The sequence below is a fragment of the Bacteroides sp. RTP31139st1_H2_RTP31139_211217 genome, from assembly GCF_040227615.1.
GTDB classification, from domain to species: Bacteria; Bacteroidota; Bacteroidia; order Bacteroidales; family Bacteroidaceae; genus Bacteroides; species Bacteroides uniformis.
Window position 1 is genome coordinate 24,187 of the sequence record NZ_JBCNZM010000018.1, and the last position, 18,990, is coordinate 43,176.

Annotated in this window: 12 protein-coding genes; 4 read left to right on the top strand and 8 right to left on the bottom strand. The window is 45.0% G+C overall.

All coding sequences use genetic code 11. From position 1 onward, the window contains the following. Window positions 1–24: 24 nt before the first annotated feature. The 7 genes from ABUA47_RS04675 to ABUA47_RS04705 all read right to left on the bottom strand — a co-directional run bounded on the left by ABUA47_RS04675 (window position 25) and on the right by ABUA47_RS04705 (window position 12,847). The gene (locus ABUA47_RS04675; protein WP_349824398.1) at window positions 25–2,097 is read right to left on the bottom strand and encodes a hypothetical protein; all 2,073 of its coding nucleotides are present in this window, start codon (window positions 2,095–2,097) and stop codon (window positions 25–27) included. A 6-nt stretch (window positions 2,098–2,103) separates the two neighbouring features. After that, window positions 2,104–3,417 carry a sedoheptulokinase gene (locus tag ABUA47_RS04680; RefSeq protein ID WP_349824397.1) on the bottom strand — a complete coding sequence of 438 codons (1,314 nt, stop codon included), beginning with the start codon at window positions 3,415–3,417 and terminating at the stop codon, window positions 2,104–2,106. A gap of 13 nt (window positions 3,418–3,430) precedes the next feature. After that, entirely contained in the window at window positions 3,431–4,588 is a 1,158-nt protein-coding gene (locus ABUA47_RS04685) for an MFS transporter (protein ID WP_349824396.1), read from the bottom strand. Window positions 4,589–4,615: 27 nt separating this feature from the next. Next, a complete protein-coding gene (locus ABUA47_RS04690) occupies window positions 4,616–6,097 on the bottom strand; it encodes a family 43 glycosylhydrolase (RefSeq protein WP_349824395.1) in 1,482 nt (493 codons plus the stop codon). 12 nt (window positions 6,098–6,109) lie between these two features. Next, window positions 6,110–7,621: a glycoside hydrolase family 32 protein gene (locus tag ABUA47_RS04695; protein ID WP_349824394.1), complete on the bottom strand. Its 1,512-nt coding sequence runs from the start codon at window positions 7,619–7,621 to the stop codon at window positions 6,110–6,112. Window positions 7,622–7,931: 310 nt separating this feature from the next. Further along, window positions 7,932–9,665: a RagB/SusD family nutrient uptake outer membrane protein gene (locus tag ABUA47_RS04700; protein WP_349824393.1), complete on the bottom strand. Its 1,734-nt coding sequence runs from the start codon at window positions 9,663–9,665 to the stop codon at window positions 7,932–7,934. 11 nt (window positions 9,666–9,676) lie between these two features. Further along, complete coding sequence (locus ABUA47_RS04705) at window positions 9,677–12,847, bottom strand: TonB-dependent receptor (protein ID WP_349824392.1); 3,171 nt, start codon at window positions 12,845–12,847, stop codon at window positions 9,677–9,679. Window positions 12,848–13,670: 823 nt separating this feature from the next. On the opposite strand from ABUA47_RS04705, the gene ABUA47_RS04710 reads away from it, so the two are divergent. Beyond that, window positions 13,671–13,796, top strand: a complete 126-nt coding sequence (locus tag ABUA47_RS04710; RefSeq protein WP_349824391.1) for a hypothetical protein — start codon at window positions 13,671–13,673, stop codon at window positions 13,794–13,796. A 33-nt stretch (window positions 13,797–13,829) separates the two neighbouring features. On the opposite strand, the gene ABUA47_RS04715 is transcribed toward ABUA47_RS04710, so the two are convergent. Next, window positions 13,830–14,696 (bottom strand): helix-turn-helix domain-containing protein, encoded by an 867-nt coding sequence (locus ABUA47_RS04715; RefSeq protein WP_025832370.1) that lies wholly within the window; start codon window positions 14,694–14,696, stop codon window positions 13,830–13,832. A 157-nt stretch (window positions 14,697–14,853) separates the two neighbouring features. On the opposite strand from ABUA47_RS04715, the gene ABUA47_RS04720 reads away from it, so the two are divergent. From ABUA47_RS04720 to ABUA47_RS04730, 3 genes are read left to right on the top strand one after another with little or no spacing between them, the layout of a single operon-like run. Then, window positions 14,854–16,431 carry a sodium:solute symporter gene (locus ABUA47_RS04720; protein WP_349824390.1) on the top strand — a complete coding sequence of 526 codons (1,578 nt, stop codon included), beginning with the start codon at window positions 14,854–14,856 and terminating at the stop codon, window positions 16,429–16,431. Between the two features lie 29 nt (window positions 16,432–16,460). Then, a complete protein-coding gene (locus ABUA47_RS04725) occupies window positions 16,461–17,495 on the top strand; it encodes a glycosidase (protein WP_349824389.1) in 1,035 nt (344 codons plus the stop codon). Window positions 17,496–17,501: 6 nt separating this feature from the next. After that, window positions 17,502–18,917 (top strand): sialate O-acetylesterase, encoded by a 1,416-nt coding sequence (locus ABUA47_RS04730; RefSeq protein WP_025832367.1) that lies wholly within the window; start codon window positions 17,502–17,504, stop codon window positions 18,915–18,917. The last annotated feature ends 73 nt before the right edge of the window (window positions 18,918–18,990 follow it).

Here is an 18,990-nt window from a genome sequence, read left to right on the forward strand (position 1 = left end):
TTGCAACGAGGGTGATAGCCCGGATTATTCTGCCAAAGGCACCACCTTCAGGTTTGTGATTTCCATCTTATCGCACGCAAACTGAAGCCTGTCTACAAACAACTTCTCCCGATAAGAAATCATCGTCCGCTTACCGGCAATTTCCGTATCCACCATCGTACCATCAAACTTATCGGAAGCCTTAACCAGCATGCGCACTGTAAACGGTCCGTCTGTATCCGGCAACTGCTCAATGGCATAATTCCTTCCCGATTGCGGTGCCCCGCCCTCGCGCAATGTCTTTTCATCGCAATCCGCCCGAGCGGTTACAAACGAATACTGCGCCCGTCTGCGCTTATTGTCCAACCGCCATTCGCAAGCATCTTGCAACGCCTTGTCAGCCGACGGCAACAAGCAGACAGACAACCGACCGTCGGCAGCCGTCGGATTCACATCAAAAGTCAGCAAAAAAGACCGGCAGGGAATATTCTGTGCTTGATTAGAAGATGCCTCTACAGCAACCTTCCTATTCAGGGTCACCAGCACCAGTTCGTCCATCCATTTCGTGCCGATTCTTCCATCGGGCAGTTGCACCAACTCATGAATCACCAACGGGCCTCCCCACGCTTTCATCCACATCCAGCCGGCCATCACATACCGATTATCGAATATCCTCGAAATGGTAGGCACACAAAGGCCGTTATAGAAATCCACTCCCGATGCCACCATATCCTTATACGCACTGTCCGGCTGCTCCGCACGCTTGGACCACAACCTCGTGAATCCGCCTATGATGTAATCATAATCTCCCCAATGGAAGAAGAACGTGCAGTCTCCTCCCAACGGGAAATTCTCGTTCAGGCAATGCCAGCCACCATTCACCGAATCGGACGCCCACGTGCCTTGCGCCCCATAGTTGGCAAGCATCTTCAGCCTTCCTTCGGGGTCTACATAGATACTCGGATTCTCGCACGGATGAAACAGCACACCGGTTTTGGCAAAGTGAACCCCGTCTTCGCTGACAGAATAAGAGGCACCTGCCGCAACACCCCTCATTTGATGCCTGTCGAACGCTCCCGTATGTCCCTTCTTGTCCAGATACTCGTAAAGCTCGGGAAGCGTAGTCTGCTCCCTCGGATAGATACGGGTGGTATGATAGCCATAACTGATGCAAAGCTTGTCATCGTAGACAAAAGGAGTGCCGGTTCCAAACGTCTCCCACTGCTCTTCGACAGGAACCGCAGCCTCGTGCTCGGTCCAATGCTTGAAGTCTTTTGTAGACAAGTGTTCGAAGTAGTGTCCTCCCCTGCCCAGTTTGCTCTGATGCCCGCGCCGGTCGTACAAATAGAACAAATGATAAGTGTCCTTATGATAAAGGCTGACCACATCGCCCACCCACGTATTATGGCCGGCAGGCGTCCAGAATTGCACTTGAGACCCATCCCCCCGAACCGTTCCTTCTTTACGTACCGGAGCCACCGCCGGATAAACCAGCTCTGCCTTTGAGACAAAATCCGGATTGATTTCCCACTTGTCCATTTGTTCTGCCAAAGGATACCCCAAAGGGAAATCATTATCGAGCAATTGCCCGTCTACATACATCGTCCATCTTGCTCCTGTAAAATTCAATAGAACGTCGTGCCTTCCCAAGGGGCTTTCCAACATAGCCAAGGGAATGCCCACCGGCATTTTTTCCACTTTCCCCTCCATGGGTGTCTTGAGTGAGATGACAGCCTCCAACACAGGAACCGACCCATCGGCCATCTTAAAGGCCGGATAATTTTGCTTGTCCCTATCCAGCGGATTGTGCTGGCGCAAACATACATCCAGCACTCCCGGGATTTGCAAAAGACACCTGTCCCTGTTCGGGATGGAGAAGTCTGCATTGAAACGGATAGAGAAACCCTTCGTAATATCCTCCAATGCAGGTAACGGGCCACTCCAATTCCGACCATCCAATTCTGCTATCGTTCGATTGGACGTGCTGGTATCCCAATGGTTGCTTAGTAACGCTACTCTTGCTCCATTCTCTTCTGCGGCCTGCGGTTGTTTCCCGCAAGCAGAAAAACAACCGGCCAACAGCAAATTCAAAGTAATTACACCTAATGTATTTTTCATATCAACCTATTTTTTATTATTCATAGCCATGCAGCAAGCACCGAAAGCAGCCTCTTCTTTTATGTCAGATAGCCTTAGCTCCCTTTCGAAAACCTCTTCAAGCGCATGTTGCATCAGCCGATTCTTCTTTATACCATTACCGGAGCCTATCAATTTCGTTTTCCCCTTACTGATTGAGCCCGGTATCAAGACAAAATAGTCGTACAAGCTATCGCATACACCATCAACAAATCCAATGATTAAATTCTCCGGAGTGAAATTATTCAAAGAGATACCTTCTATCTTCCCCCGTTTATTAGGGTTGGAACGAGTGCCGCAAAACAGAGTTTCCACCTTGATATTCTCTACCGAATCTGCCTGATATGCCATAGAGGTCATCCGTTGGAACAGATATTCATCATCCGCCTCTGTCCCGGCAAAAAGTTTCAAAGTCTTTCCGAAAAAGTCTTTCAACATGACAAACGATATTCCGCCACAAAGCGGTGCCCCAACCAGCAAATAGCCACCGCCCGGAAAAGGCCGTGTATCCAGTTCGTCTATCTCGATATATTCATCAGAGTACACGGAGATTTGGCTGCTGGTTCCGATGGTAATGTGTATCGACCGGTCGATGTCCTTGACCGACCCTAAGAAAGCAGCCTGGTTATCACCGATAGATACACAAACCGGAATATCATCGTAATGCCCTACCACGGTTTTTGATCCGACAACGGTTGGCAATATCGATTCATCAATGCAGAGCCTGTCGAACAAAGATGACTTGAACCGTAATTGCTGTTTGTCAAACAATCCCAGGCCTGCCGCATTCGATGGTTCAATACTCGGAACCGTTTGTTTGCATAACCGCATAGACACATAATCCATGATTGTGCACAATTTAACCGCCTCCTCAGGAACAATGCCATTCTGCAGGTTGTAATAATGTGTCGCAAGTCCATATCCCGTCGCCATAGGCCAACCGGTCACTTTCGTCATATAGCCGGCATAAGTCTCCCCATCTTTATACGGAAGATTTCCCCTGCCGTCTTGCCAAGTGTACAAAGGGCTTGCTGCCACTCCATTCGCATCAACATACAATATACCATGCATTTGTCCGGAGAAACCGATGCCCTTTATATCTGTGCACAAAATTCGCAACTCGCCAATCATTTGCTCAACGATGCGATAGATCCGTTCCGGGTCTTGGATTCTCTCCCACTGACAGTTTGAAACCAAGTTTGCGTTGTTCTCTTTGACTATCGTCTTACTGCTTTTATCAGAAGGGTTATAAGCAATTCCACAAATGGAACTGGTTCCAATATCGATTCCTATATATTCCATAACATCCTCCTCTTTAAGAACACTTATCCATCTTACCGGACAGGAACAAAAGATAGGCCACACAGACTGCCAGAATAATGACAGTACCGATTTGTCCGCCCATGCAATCGGAAGCCATGCCCATCAGAACCGGGAAAACTGCTCCTCCGGTTATGCCCATAATCATCAGTCCGGAAATTTCATTGTCACGCGAAGGCATATAGAGCAATGCGCGCGAGAATATCACAGAAAATACATTTGAATTGCCGATGCCGACGATTGCCACACAGGCATAAATCATCATCTCGGAAGAGGCGAACATCAGTCCCACAACTCCCACAAGCATCGACACCACGCTACAGACAAAGAATTTCACCGGCGAGAATTTTGCCATGATGATTGTACCGGAAAAACATCCCAATGTGCGGAACAAAAAGAACACACTCGTTGCATAACCGGCCTCCGACAAAGAAAGCCCTATACGCTCTTGCAACAGCTTCGGAGCCGAAATATTAACACCAACATCAATGCCTACATGCACCAATATACCGACAAACAATAAAAGGATGACCCCATTTTTCAACAACAAGACACACTCCTTGAACGTCGAAGAGCTGTTTTGAGCTTTAGCCTCTGCAACCGGAGTAAACAGCAGATAAAGAACTGCCATGACATCTATCACCGCAAAAATCAGAAACAGCAATCTCCAATTATCCATTTGCACAGCTGCATGTACGGCAATCAGCGGGGCAACAAACGAAGCGACGGACTTTATGAACTGACCTAAAGTCAGGCAACTTGGCAGCCGCTCCTCAACAACCAAGCCAGCCAACAATGGATTCAGTGAAACCTGCATCAGGGTATTTCCTATGCCGATGAACGAAAAAGCAAAAAACATCGAAATGGCATCATATACCAAGAGCGGAACAAGCAAACCGACAAAAGTAACTGCCATGCTCAACAACACCGTGTTTTTCCGCCCTATCTTATTCATCAACATGCCTGTTGGGATTGAAAAAACAAGGAACCACAAGAAGACCATCACCGTAAACGAATTGGCGGCCGTGTCCGATAGGGCAAAATCCTGCTTCACATAATTGGTTGCAATTCCCACCAAGTCGACAAACCCCATTGTGAAGAACGCAAGCATTACAGGAATTATGCTTTTATAGCTAACCATACTGCTTTTCATAACGAATCTTATTACATAAACCGACCACTAATCAAATATATCAACTTGGATGTTCTTAAACTCAAGGTTTCCCTGCTTCGTATAGAACCAAAGGTAGTTTCCTTTACGTTCGGGCAATCTGTTCACAATGCAACGCCGATCGTTGATGCAAACATCTATGATGTCCTCTTTAAGGATAAGCTCAACCTTTATCTGCTTATCCAATCCCGATACAGCCTCGATAAACGCATCATCACCCAGCCGCACAGTTCTCTTATTGGGGCTAAAGCTGAGCTTGTATCCATCGTTGGCCTTCTCCTTGGCACGGATAAACAGCCCGAACTCATCACAAACACTTTGCGGTTCTACTTCAAACGTAACCCTGCAGGAGTATGGCATATCTTTAATATATGCACCACCCATTGCACCCTGGGCCTTCATCACCACCGTATTGCCCGCCACAATCTCTGCATTTTGTCCGCTTTCCAATTTGATATTTGAAGCTGCTACTGTATGAAAGCTCGTTTCCGGAACAAATTTGGTCGCCAAATCCCCGTTAGGCAGCTGAATGGCCTCGCGAAGCACAATACTGCCTCCAAAGCGTTCCCAACCGTAGTCTTTATTATCTTGCTTACTGGGAATCCACCCTGCCACAATTCTTCTATTTCCATTGAACCGGGCTGTTTTGGCCACGTTTACCCACTGTTCCAGCAAAGCTTGCGATTCCGGATATTCCCAAGGGCCATAGGGCTGTCTTGATTTCACATAGTAAGTATCCCCGGCCTGCCCATAAACCAGATAGTACCAATCGTTCCATTTAAAATAGTCCGGACATTCCGGAACATCTCTTTGCCCGGTCAGTAACGGTGCTTCCACTTTCCAATCTTTCAGGTTTTTCGAAGTCAAATGCACCAAGCAACCACGTCCTTCGGCGATTACATAATTATCTACTTCGGTAGATACAAACAAATGGAAAACACCGTCTTTATCTATAACAACCTTCGGATCCCGGAAATGCCTTTTGCTATACCCCGGTGCCGAAGTATAAAACGGATTCGGCTTTTGCTTGGTGTATTTCAACCCGTCCTTGCTGACGGCATAGCTCAACTGTTCGTTTACGCTGTTGTCATCCAGTATGAGCCGGGTTGCATAAAAAGCATAATGCTTCTTCCCGTCATAAGCGACAGAACCTGTACAGATGGATTTCTCCCAATCTTCGTCAATCCCAATGGCTATGGGGTGATGTTTCCAGTTCTTAAGGTCGGTACTTGTACTTACACACCACTGGTGCCCTCCCAGGCCGTTCAGCGCCGAATGGTGCCCCTCGTCGAGCAGCCAATACAAATAAAATGTCCCGTCCCTGAAGAAAGGGATACAGTCACCCACAAACTGGTTTCCGCCTACCGGGGTGAAATATTGTATGTTCCCTTCCGGTTGTTCTTCCGGATTGTATTTCACTGAAAATTGGGCAAAGCACGATGATGCGGCAGTGGCCAACATCATCGCCATAGTCATTAATCTATTCTTCATATTTCTATTATATTACTTAATTAATTGAATAATCGACGAATCATTGATAGTTACCGAACCTGAATCGGCAAAAAACTCAATCACTTCAATATCACCTCTCGGGTAGCATAAAGAAGAGATGTTTATCCGGCCATTTGCGGCAATCAGTTCTATTGAATTATAATCGTATAGTATATACCAGTCTATTGCATCCATGGAAGGCCGATAACTGCCTCCCATTATCTGCCCCATCCAATCAGACAGTGCCGGAACTATACAACCGGAACGGTCTATGTAGAAATAGCTAAGCTCGTTTTGATAACCTATTGAAATGGATTTTCCGCTTTTCGTAATGAGTCTGATTCCGTAATCGTTGGCTTTCCACCATGCAAAGTTGTCCCTATTGTCGTAATTCACATGCAGGATAAACGGCTCATTCCGATACGGATTGCTTATGCGCATTACGTCAGATTCGAGTCGCTTACCATGGACTAACCCAGACTTTCCCCCAAACAGCTTTTCGACATTGCGTTGGAGATTTGATTGCAAGACATAGTGGTTGCCCTCTTCTACCAGATTCAACGTTCGCGGCGTTGTCATGCCTCCACGACCATTCAGGCTGGGAATACTATTGGCATATTCCCAGCAATTCATCCAGCCTAAGAAGATTCTATCTTCCTCTTGCAATCCTTCAAAAGTTCCTCCTGCATAGTTGTCCTTACCGTAATCTACCCACAACCTCTTATTTTGTGTAGGGATGAACTTCCCACCCGAAAAATCTCCGACAAAATAACGTGTGGCCGGCGCACCGTTGGCCGGCCCGTTTGACATATTAACCAATAATACCCATTTATATAAATCTTGCCCCGAAACTCTTATACGAAAGAAATCCGTTCTTTCCATATTCGAGCCGCTATTGTCATCCACGGTAAATTCACTCTGATAGCTCCATCGCTTACCATCATCCGACTTATAAAACAGCACCGAATATCCTGTGGAAACTGTCATCAACCAACAGTGCATGTCAATATTCCACTTCACTTGCGGACTATTCAATTTCACACCGGGCTCGTTTTCCAACTGAATTTTGCCCGATTTAATCCAGTTCTCTCCTCCGTCAAGGCTATAAGCATGATACACACCGGTTGCCTCTTCCGACTGATAGGTATAATAGGCTATCAAAGGCGTTTGAGAAGCAGAGCCCAATCCGGACAGATTCTTATCGTCTGCAATCACGCTTCCCGATTTCAGATATCCGATGCTATCCGGGCACAAAGCTATCGATTTCTTTTCCCAATGATACAGGTCGTTGCTGACAGCATGCCCCCAATGGATGTTTCCATATACAGAATCTGTCGGATTATACTGGTAAAAGAGGTGGTAGCCTCCTTTATAAAACAACAATCCCGTAGGCTCGCCCACCCAAAACATATCCGCAGAGAAATGCACCAACGGCTTATCGGGCTCATAAACCACCCCACCACCGCATGCACAAATCACGGACAACAAATAAACAATCAGAGTATAACTAAGTAAACGGTTCATATAGGCAGATAACTATTATTTGATTACAAATTACCCATTGGCGGAATTAATCCATTGCCGCTACCAGACGAACTATATTCGAACAATTTGTAATAATTTATCAAAAGCATAACAACTATTCACAAATCGATGATTATCAACAGCAACCAAATCAACTGCATTCAGTATACGACTGAGCCCTATTCAATATACGACTGAATGGCATTCAGTATACAACTGAATTAGGTTCAAAATACGACTGATTCTTCATTTTACATCGTTTGTAAATAATATGGATTACGATTCAGTCCTTTGCTACAGTTTGCAGGAGCTATTCCCATCCATAATTTTGCGTATACAAACCTTTTACATAACTAATCTGCGTTTGCGGGATGGGAAAGTACTCATCCCTGTTCTTTTGGAATTTGGCATCTTTCAGATAAGTGCGTCTGGTTCTTTCCACATCGAAATAATCATTCATATAGCGGTCTGCGACGCCCCAACGCACCAGGTCAAAGAACCATTTCCCTTCTGTTGCAAATTCCAGGTGACGTTCCCACTGCAATGCCTTGAAAGCAAATTCTTGTGTAAGGGCAGGGCAATTCACTCCAGGCTTATACACATCAACATCAAATTTTCCGGTAGGTGTTCCATCGGCAAATTTAAGTCTGCCCGTACCTCCGGCTGCTCTAAGGCGAATCCGGTTAATCAAATCGAGGGCTGTATCCAAGTCTCTGTTCAATTGGATAAGAGCTTCTGCACGCCACAACATGACTTCATCCAGACGAATCACGTCCCAATTGAGGCCACTACCCATAAACGGGTTGGTTTTTCTGAAGCAATCGCAAGTGGGGAGCACAATCAGTTTCTGGCTCATGGAGTAGCCATACACTTCCGGAGTTCTGGCCCAGCTTTTTTCCATGACATATTCCGGATCGTATTTCCAAGGCATTTCCGGGACACAAGCAGTGTGCATCAATCTCGGATCCATAGGGATTGTCGCAAATGCCTCCTTGTTATCCAATGTCTTTCCTTCGTTGAATTTTTCAAAATCGGGCAGACCATTCACTGTCTTAAAGCAGTTCATCATGTGTACAGAGGGCTGGAAGGCTCCGCAGCAACCGTATTCATCATTGATGGGATAAACCAGCCAAGAATTGTTGCGTCCTACCGGAGATCCGTCGTTGTTGGCCGAATATTGAATCGCCCATATCGACTCCGAGTTGTTTTCATACTCGCACAAGAAGTTCTCGGCAAAATCGCCTACCAACTGCTTTCCGGCGTGAGCCATGACATCCGCGCACAAACTTTCCACCTCTTGCAGTTTTTCTTTACTGATATTTACCACATTGTGCTTTTCATCTTGTTCGTAAGCCGAGAACAGCAGAGTCTTGGCCAGATAGGCCTTTGCAGCAAAACAGGTCGGCCGTCCTACTTCACTTTGTGTTTCGGGCAGAGTAGCAGCTGCATAGCGGAAATCGTCAATCAACTTGTCCCACAACTGTTGGTCGGTCAAATCGTCATTGCTCACTTTATCGTATTGGTCGTTAGGGGTGTTCTCATCAATCCATGGAAACAGCTTAAAACAGAGTTTCATATACATGTAGATATGTGCACGCAAAAAACGGAGTTCGGCAATCCGTTGGTCTCTTAACGGATATTCCTCTGTCGTAAGGGCTTGCGCACGTCTCAAAGCATCGTGCACGCGTCCCACTCCGACATAATGTACCCACCACAGGTTGTCCAAATCACCGGTCGTTGTGGGCTGCATATAAACGAATGTCTCCCACAAGTGGCGTTCCGCATTGTCATTGGTGCCCGATGCGCCTTTATAGGCTTCGCCTCCACGAAGGGAACCTTCTTCGTAAGGCATGCCAAACTGTTTGTTGAAATGGTTCTGTCCGCAAAAAGAGTATGCCGCATTCACCATCTGCTCTACTCTGCCAACTGCATTAAGGTCGGCGTCCGATATGATTCCTTGCGGATTTTGGTCCAACAATGAGGTACAAGAGGTGCCACACATAGCCAATGCAAGGCTACAAACTATAGTATTTAATTTTTTCATACGAATGTGATTTAAAAAGTTACGTTTACTGACATAGTCATTGAGAACGGCAGCGGATAGCCGTTACCCGGAGTTTCCGGATCGAGCCCGGTATAGGCATTGCTGCCCCAGCCTTTTTTAATGGTAGCAATATTGTCGGCTCTCAAAGCGATGCGGGCTCTTTGCATGCTGAGCTTTTTAGTGATTGACTCGGGAAGGGAATAGCCGAGCTCTGCATTTCTCAATTTCAGATAAGAACCGCTTTCCACATAGTAGGTGGACATCCGGCCCTCATCGTTATAGTTGTTGATAGAGAGCGCGGGGATAGTGGATTTTTTATTGGCAGGAGTCCAGGCATCCAACAACCGGGTGCCATAGTTCTCTCCGGAAGTACTCAAGGCATAGATGTCTGTCCAGCTCTTCCAGCCCGACACATTGAGGTCTTTGCCGCATACACCGTTAAAGAACAGGCTGAAATCAAAATTCTTATAGGTCAATCCGACTGTTACTCCATATTCCAACGCAGGATTTTCGTTGCCAATCCATGTCCTGTCTTCCGAATTGATGACATTGTCATTATTCAAGTCACGATAACGGATACGTCCCGGAGCAGCTCCCGTCTGCTTGGCATGTGCATCTACCTCTTCCTGGCTTTGGAACAATCCGTCGGCAATGTAACCATACAAGGAGTTTCTGGGTCGGCCCAAGATATTGTCTTCTTTACCGTTGCCGGCAAAATTGTTAATGACGTCATCCGGCACTTTCACAATGGTCTGGCTATTGTGGGAAAAGACTCCGCTGATATTCAAGCCCAAATCTCCGAACTTGTCGTTGTAGTTCAAAGTCAGTTCAAATCCTTTGTTGTCAATGTCCGCACCATTCAGCCACATGTGGGCGCCTTCGCCCAAAGTGGCAACCGTGCCGGGCTTCATCAAGATGTCTCTTGTATATTTCAGATAATAATCGAATGATCCGCTCAGCTTGGAATGGAAGAGGGCAAAATCCAAACCAAAGTTGTGCTGTGACGTCGTTTCCCATTTCAAATCCGGATTACCTCTTTGTGTACGGCGGAAACCTGATGGGAGAGTACCTCCCATACCTGTAAAGTCGTAGGCAGTTCCCCAGTTCCAATCATACAGATTGTTGCCATCATACGCAGCCTCATAAAATTGATAAGAAGCGTATGCATCGATACTGGAATTACCGTTCTGCCCCCAGCCGTAACGTAGTTTCAGCAAAGGAACCACAGAAGTAAGCTCTTCAAAAAAGGCCTCATTACTGATTGACCAACCCAATGAAAAAGCCGGGAATGTAGCCCATTTGTTGTTCTTGCCAAATACCGACGAGGCATCGCGGCGCAACGTCACCGAAGCCAGATAACGGTTATCATAATTGTAATTCAACTTGCCAAACCAGGAAATCATCGTGTTCTTGACGGAGCCGCTGCCATTATCCTTTTCCGATTCACCAGCACCCAGCCACATATAATCGTCATTTTCCAATGCAAAATCGCGACGGCTTCCCCAATGTTGCTGGTAAGTATGGATAATGGTTTCTTGGCCGGCCATCACATCGAAATTATGCTTGCCCAGCTCGAAGAGGTATTGAAGTACATTACTGTTAGTACTGGTCAAGTCAAAATATGATTCCTGGTACACCTTGTTCCGGTCTTCACTGAGGAATCCGGATTTATACCTATAGTCCATCGTACGCTTCCAGGAACCTACACCGTCTACACCAAACGAGGAACGGAAAGTCAGCCCTTTCAAAATATTCACATTTGCATAAAGGTTCCCGAATATCCTAAGGTTATCGTGATGATTCTGCTTGTTGTCCTCAATCAGCCGGACCGGATTCTGACGGTCGCTCATACCGCCAATCGGACCACCCCATCCACCGTCTACCGTGTGAACGGGGACTATAGACATCAATGATTTACATCCACCCAAATTGCCATCACCGATATTATCGCTTTCGCGCCATTTGGAAACCGTAAAGTTTTCGCCAATGGTCACCCTTCCATTCAAGAATGAATAATCTGAATTGATACGGCCATTGAAACGGCGATAGAAGCTTCCGTCAATGGTCCCTTTGTTGTCATAGTAATCCAAAGCAAACACAGAGTGCCCTTTATCCGTACCGGTAGATAATGTGACACTGTATTGCTGTACCTGGCCTGTACGCAGAATTTCTTTTTGCCAATCCGTATCAGCCGATTTCATGGTCTTGGCATCGTCAAGGTATTCGCGCCAAGTCACTTTATCCAACACCCAGTTTCCATTAGCATCTTGATGGTCTTGATATTGGTATAGCCCGCCTATGCCCATCTGAGTAGGGTCAGCATTCGGATTGTCATTCTTGATGGCCCAATATTGCGCGATACCTCTTTGTTCCGTATTCATCAATTCGTAAGGCTTTTTCTTGCTTACCAGCGTATAAGAAGCACTAAAATCTACGGTTGTACCTTTCTTTCCTTTGCGTGTAGTAATAATAATGACACCATTGGCCGCACGGGAACCATAAATGGACGCGGAAGAGGCGTCTTTCAAAACCTGCATCGACTCAATATCCATAGAAGCCAGTTCGGCCATAGAGCGGGTTGTAGGCGTACCGTCAATGATATACAACGGGTCATTATTGTTCAACGTGCCCTCACCTCTGATTCGGATGGTGGCATTGGGAGCAGGAGAACCATTGGCCGAGACAGACATACCTGCCACCTTGCCTTGCGCCGCTTTCATGGCGCTTCCGTATGAGCCGGATTTAAGTTGGTCAACCTTAACAACAGAAACAGAACCGGTCAAATCCGCCTTCTTCTGTGTGGTATATCCGGTAACAACCACTTCATCCAAACTAAGCGCATCTTCTTCCATCCGGATAATGTTACCATCTGCCCGGTCAGGAGTGAGCTCAACATTTTTATAACCTATATAGCTGAACAGCAAAGTACTTTTTCCACCTACTTTTATAGTAAAATTTCCATCAGAATCCGTTATAGTGCCATTGCCGGCATTGTTCTTATCAACAATCGTCACTCCAATGATAGGTTCTCCGGCTTTGTCCAACACACGTCCGGTAATTGTCCGCACTTGCTGTTGGAGCATTGATGGGATTGCCGCAGGAGCAACAGCTACTGAATCAGGTACCTGCAAACCGCACAAGCAAGTTATCAAGGCACATCGATACAAGAAATGTTTTTTCATACTCTTATTTTTTGGGTTAATAATGTTGTCATATATCAGATATTCCGATTAAGCGAATAAGATCTTAGTTAACATTAGGTTCTCTATCCTTTGGCAAATATAACACGGGAAGCTATAAAAAAAATAGATTATGTCAATTTAACAATCAGTTCCATTCTTTTTTTATATTACATATATGCAAAAAGAATCTACATCACTTGCTAAAATAGAATTATATTTAAGCATAAAATAGATACGTAAAAACAGTTTATTTACATACACACCATTTCCCATATCAGCTAAACGCCGCACATGCTTAAAAAACCGAGAGAACCATTACATGTATGTCATATATCCATCTTCATCAGGCCTTGTTCCTTACTAACAAAACATGGCATGGAGAGATAAAGAACAAGTGGCACTGCCAGAAATTGAAAGGAAGAAGAAGCCCGTCAGCCGGGACAAAGCATCATCGAGATTCCACAGCTCTTTCATTTAACTTCAAAATAAAGGCATAAAAGGGGGTGTGTCGTAATGAATATTTGAACACGAATTACACGAATTACACAAATTTGCAGAAAGATAATATGCTGATAATAAATATTCTATAAAAAAAATCGTGTAATTTGTGTTCTTTTCTCTCCTTTAGACACACCCTCTTTATTATTACATATCAGTTAGCTGTGACTTGAAAATCTTTTTTATTTTAAACCCAAAATCCTCAAAACTGCTTTAATCTTACTTCAGCTTTCTTCTAACCTACTTAATTCACAACAAGAGTTAACGGGAGTGAGACAGGTTAATTCCAAACGAAGCCCTAACTCCCGTGAATAATATAAACTAAATGAAAGAACTATGGAACAATGCAGCGACATTTCTCCAGTACCAGGGAAGGCTGGAGTTCCCCGATGCCGCCCCCTCACTCCTCTGTGCCGAAGAAATACATGCTTTTTCTGAAACAGACAAATAAAACCTATATATATAATAGGATAGAACATTCCTGTCAATATTTTATCAACATCTGCTGCAAAAACATGCGATACTCCTGCGGTGTGCTACCTTTCTTTTTCTTGAATATCCGTATGAAGTTGGAGAGATTGTTGAAGCCACAAGTATAACAAATTTCAGCTACCGTATGAGTAGTTTCCGACAGTAGCTGGCAAGCACGAGCTATCCTTAGGTTGGTAACATAATCAATAAACGTACAATTAGTCTTTTTCTTGAAGAAGTGGCTGAAAGCAGATTCGGACATACTTACCAATTGTGCCACGTCTCCCAAACGGATGGGTTCCTCAATATTCTCTTCAATATACTCACATACCTTAGCTATACGTCTGCTTTTAGAGGTACGTACGGTATCTTTTGTATCATATTGGTTACTTACCAGTATACGGCGATCAGCTATGGAAAGTTCATAGAGAATGGAAAAGAACTCCAATACTGTATGAAATCCCTGCATTTTTGTTAGTTTCAGAATCTTATCCTTCATCAGCAACTGTGTTTGCTCCGAAAAGCTAATACCATGTTGCGATTCAATCAGCAACTGCTTAATAGAAAAAAACAATCGTTTCCCCAAAATAGGGAAATTAAGTAATTGATCAGAGAATTGAATGGTAACCACATGGTTACCCGACACCACTTTCCCCTTCCATGCGTGAGGCACATTAGGTCCTATCATAACCAAATCCAAAGAATCAAATTCCTCTTCTGAATCACCTACCGTACGAGTGCCATACGTGTCCATCACCAAATTGATTTCATAATCCGAATGGTAATGAACCGGATAATCAAATTTGGCATTCGGATGATTAAGGACAATAAACAAATCTTCCGCAGCGATAGGAGTAATTTCTTTCTGTATATCTTTCATGGCAGTATAAATTTTGCTGATACAAAGATATGCATTCTAATGAAAACATAATCAAGTATTCAAAAAAGTACAATTGATAAACAGAATACTATAAGTGTATTATTGAAATCAGCTCTACCTTTGCGGTGTAAATTAAGAAACGCAAAAAGATTAAACCATGGAAACATTTTCAATCAGTATTTTAGACCTTATAATCGTACTCATTTATATGGCTGTCATTGTATGGTGGGGACTGAAAAACGGCAAAAGCCAAGACTCGCAATCCTATTTTCTCGCAGGACGCTCCATGCCTTGGTGGGTGGTCGGACTATCATTGTTTGCCGCCAGTATTTCAAGCACTACATTAATCGGGCAATCAGGTGATGCTTACCATACGGGGCTGGCTGTATTCAATTACAACCTGACGGGAATCATAGTAATGGTATTTTTCGCCGTTTTCCTATTGCCTCTTTATATCAAATCCGGCATTTTCACCATCCCCGAATTCTTGGAGAAACGTTTTGACCGACGTTCACGCTATTATTTTTCGGGCATCTGCATCATCGGCAACATCTTCTTGGATGCCGCCGGCGCACTATATGCCGCAGCATTAATAATCAAACTGATACTCCCCGATGCCGATTTACAGTCAATTATCATCATATTTGCCATCATCGCAGCTTCTTATACCATTCCCGGAGGATTATCTTCAGCCATCAATGCCGAACTGATACAAGCTGTCATACTTATATTAGGTTCTGTCATGCTGACATTCTTCTGTTTCCAGCAAGGAGGCGACTACTTCTTCCAGCTGTTCAGCAACGATGACATGCTGACCAAACTGATTCGTCCGCTGACTGATACTGCCACCCCTTGGCTTGGTCTGATAGTAGGTATGCCCATTTTAGGCATCTACTTCTGGGCTAACAACCAGACACTCGTGCAGCGCGTGTTAAGTTCCAAAACAATAGACGAAGGACGCAAAGGTGTCCTTTTCACGGGATCCCTGACCATGTTGACCCTCTTCATTATCGCCATGCCGGGAGTCATTGCCCGCCATCTGTTTCCCGGACTGGAAAAGCCCGATATGGTTTACCCTAACATGGTGCTCCAACTTATCCCTACCGGATTGCTCGGCATCATGCTTGCGGCACTGCTTTCGGCTTTGACCTCTACCATCAGTGCCATTCTGAACTCCACCTCCACTCTGTTCACCATGGACTTTTACGCTCAGTTCAACAAGAAAGCCGATTCCAAGAGACTGGTCTTCATCGGTAAAATCACCTCTTGTGTTATCATTGTTATTGCCGCCTTATGGGCGCCACAAATCGGCAAGTTCGGCTCTCTGCTGAAATATTATCAAGAAATGCTCTCCTACATCGCCCCTCCTATAGTTGCCGCCTTCCTATTGGGCGTGTTCAACAAGCGAATTAATGGAAACGGAGCCTTTGCCGGATTACTGGGTGGCTTGGTTATGGCCATAGGCATGCTCTTCTTAAAAAATGAAATTTTTGGAAATATGCACTTCCTGCTCATCGTACCCTTCCTGCTCTTGGCAAGCGGAATCATTATCTGCGTAGTGAGTCTGTGCTACCCCAAACCCGCCCTCGAAAAGCTGAAAGACACCGTGTTCACTCCTGCCGACCTGAAAGCGGACTTTAAGGCGAACCAGGCATTGCCTTGGTACAAGAACTACTACTCATGGGCAGCAATATTGTTGATTTCGAGTGCATTGATATGGATTGTATTCAATTAGTCGTCATATAAACCATTAAACATAAGAAGATGAAATTAAAAAAGTTTGAAGGGAACCCGATACTTTCCCCTTTGGAAACAAACGATTGGGAATCACTGGTTACTTGTAATCCGGGAGTAATTTACGATAATGGAGTATTCTATATGCTGTATAGAGCCGCCGGCAATGATACCGAACATGTCATTCGCCTTGGTTTGGCCATCAGTAAAGACGGATTCCATTTTGAACGTGTCTCCAACCAGCCGGCGTTCGGCCCCAGCGAAGACGGTCCCGATTCCGGTTGCGTGGAAGACCCCCGTATCATTAAATATGGTAAGGAATTTTATATTACTTATGCTTATCGCCCATACGCTCCCGGACAATATTGGACGTTCGGACACGATGAAATTCTGCTTCCGGAATGTGGCGAAGATGCCCCATTAGCACTTCGCAAGAGTTTGGGCAATACCGGATTGGCCATGACTACTGACTTCCGCAAATTCAGGAGGTTAGGCAGGCTCACCTCACCCGTACTTGACGATAGGGACGTCATTCTGTTTCCCGAAAAAGTGCAGGGAAAATACGTGATGCTCCATCGCCCCAAGGAATATATCGGTGAAAAGTACGGTGTAAAATATCCCTCCATCTGGATGAAGTTCTCAAACGACATGCTGAACTGGGAAGACAAGGAAAGCCACTTACTGCTGGCCGGTCGTGACGACACCTGGGAAGAGAAAATAGGCGGAAGCACACCTCCACTCAAAACGAATAAAGGATGGCTGATGCTCTATCATGGAGTGGAAAGCGGAGGTCTGGGATATTATCGCGTAGGAGCGATGCTGTTGGACAGCAACGACCCCACACATATCATCGGCAAAACACCGTCACCGATATTGGAAGCAGAGACTGAATTTGAGACCAAAGGATACTACAACGGATGTGTATTCCCCACAGGTAATGTAATAGTAAGTAACACGCTCTTCGTGTACTATGGGGCCGCTGACAAATATGTATGTGTAGCAACTTGCCAAGTAGATGAATTGGTGGATTATCTCTTGTCTGACGAATGTAGAATCTCCTATTAAAGATTTATGAAACACAAGATTCTAATTGTCTTATCAGTTCTGCTACATGCTTCCACAAGCATGGCAAAGATTACCTTGCCCGAAATTGTCGGCAACGACATGGTGCTACAGCAAAGCACGCAAGTGAAGCTTTGGGGCAAGGCTTTGCCAGACAAGCAGATTGAAATAACGGCATCATGGAATTCCCACACAGTCACTACCCTAAGTGACAAAAAAGGAGATTGGGAAATCAGCATAGCTACCCCAAAAGGCAGCTATGCTCCCCATACCATAGAAATTTCAGACGGAGAGAAGGTAATACTATCCAATATCCTGATTGGAGAGGTTTGGCTTTGCTCCGGACAGTCCAACATGGAAATGCCGCTGAAAGGTTATCAAAATTGCCCGGTGGCCGGAGGTAATGAGACCATAGCCACCAGTGGCTTGTGGAAACAGAAAATCCGTTTTGTCAACATCCCGTGGACTGAAAAGCTCACCCCTCAAGAGAGTTGTCCGGGCAGATGGAAGACATCCGTACCGGAAAACGCACAATGGTTCAGTGCAATAGGTTTTCATTTCGCCACAATGCTCTGCCAAGTACTTGATGTGCCCATAGGCATCATAAGCTGTTCATGGGGAGGCTCCACAATCGAAGGATGGCTTCCGGAAACCGTCTTGAAAGATTATGCCGATATAGACTTGGATAAAGCCCGTAAAAAACAAGGAATGCCATGCCTGCGTCCTATGATTATGTACAATGGAATGCTACATCCTCTGCATCGATACACCATTAAGGGTGTCTTGTGGTATCAGGGCGAGTCCAATGTCGACAAATACGAGGTATATGCAGAGCGATTGGCCACCATGGTGCAACTTTGGCGTAAAGAATGGGACATTCAATTTCCATTCTATTTTGCCGAAATCGCTCCTTACCGGTACGAAGAAAGATTAGATGCAGCACGTTTCCGCGAAGCCCAATACAAAGCACAATTCATGATTCCCAGCAGCGGAATGATTTGTACCAACGACTTGGTTGAACCCTATGAGTTAGGAAATATCCACCCCAAGAACAAAAAAGATGTAGGAAAACGGTTCGCCTATATGGCACTGAAAGAGACTTATGGAATCAGAGGTTTCTACAGCCGGGGACCCGAGTATAAGACCATGAAGATTGAGGATGGAAAAGTGATATTGGCATTTCACCATGCCGAAGAGGGATTCAGCAGACTGGAAGGAATACAAGGATTTGAAATAGCCGGAAAGGACAGCATTTTCCATTCCGCACAAGTGAAGGTCTTGTATGCCGAACGCAAGCTACAGCTCTCTTCGGACAAAGTGACCGAACCGATAGCTGTCCGATATTGTTTTCACAACTCAATGACCGGAAATACAGGTAATCAGATGGAACTCCCCATCGTTCCTTTTCGAACAGACAATTGGTAATTCATTATATTCATATATAATATTCAGCCCTATTCAAAAAAGTACAATAATTCGATATTTTTTTAAAACATCG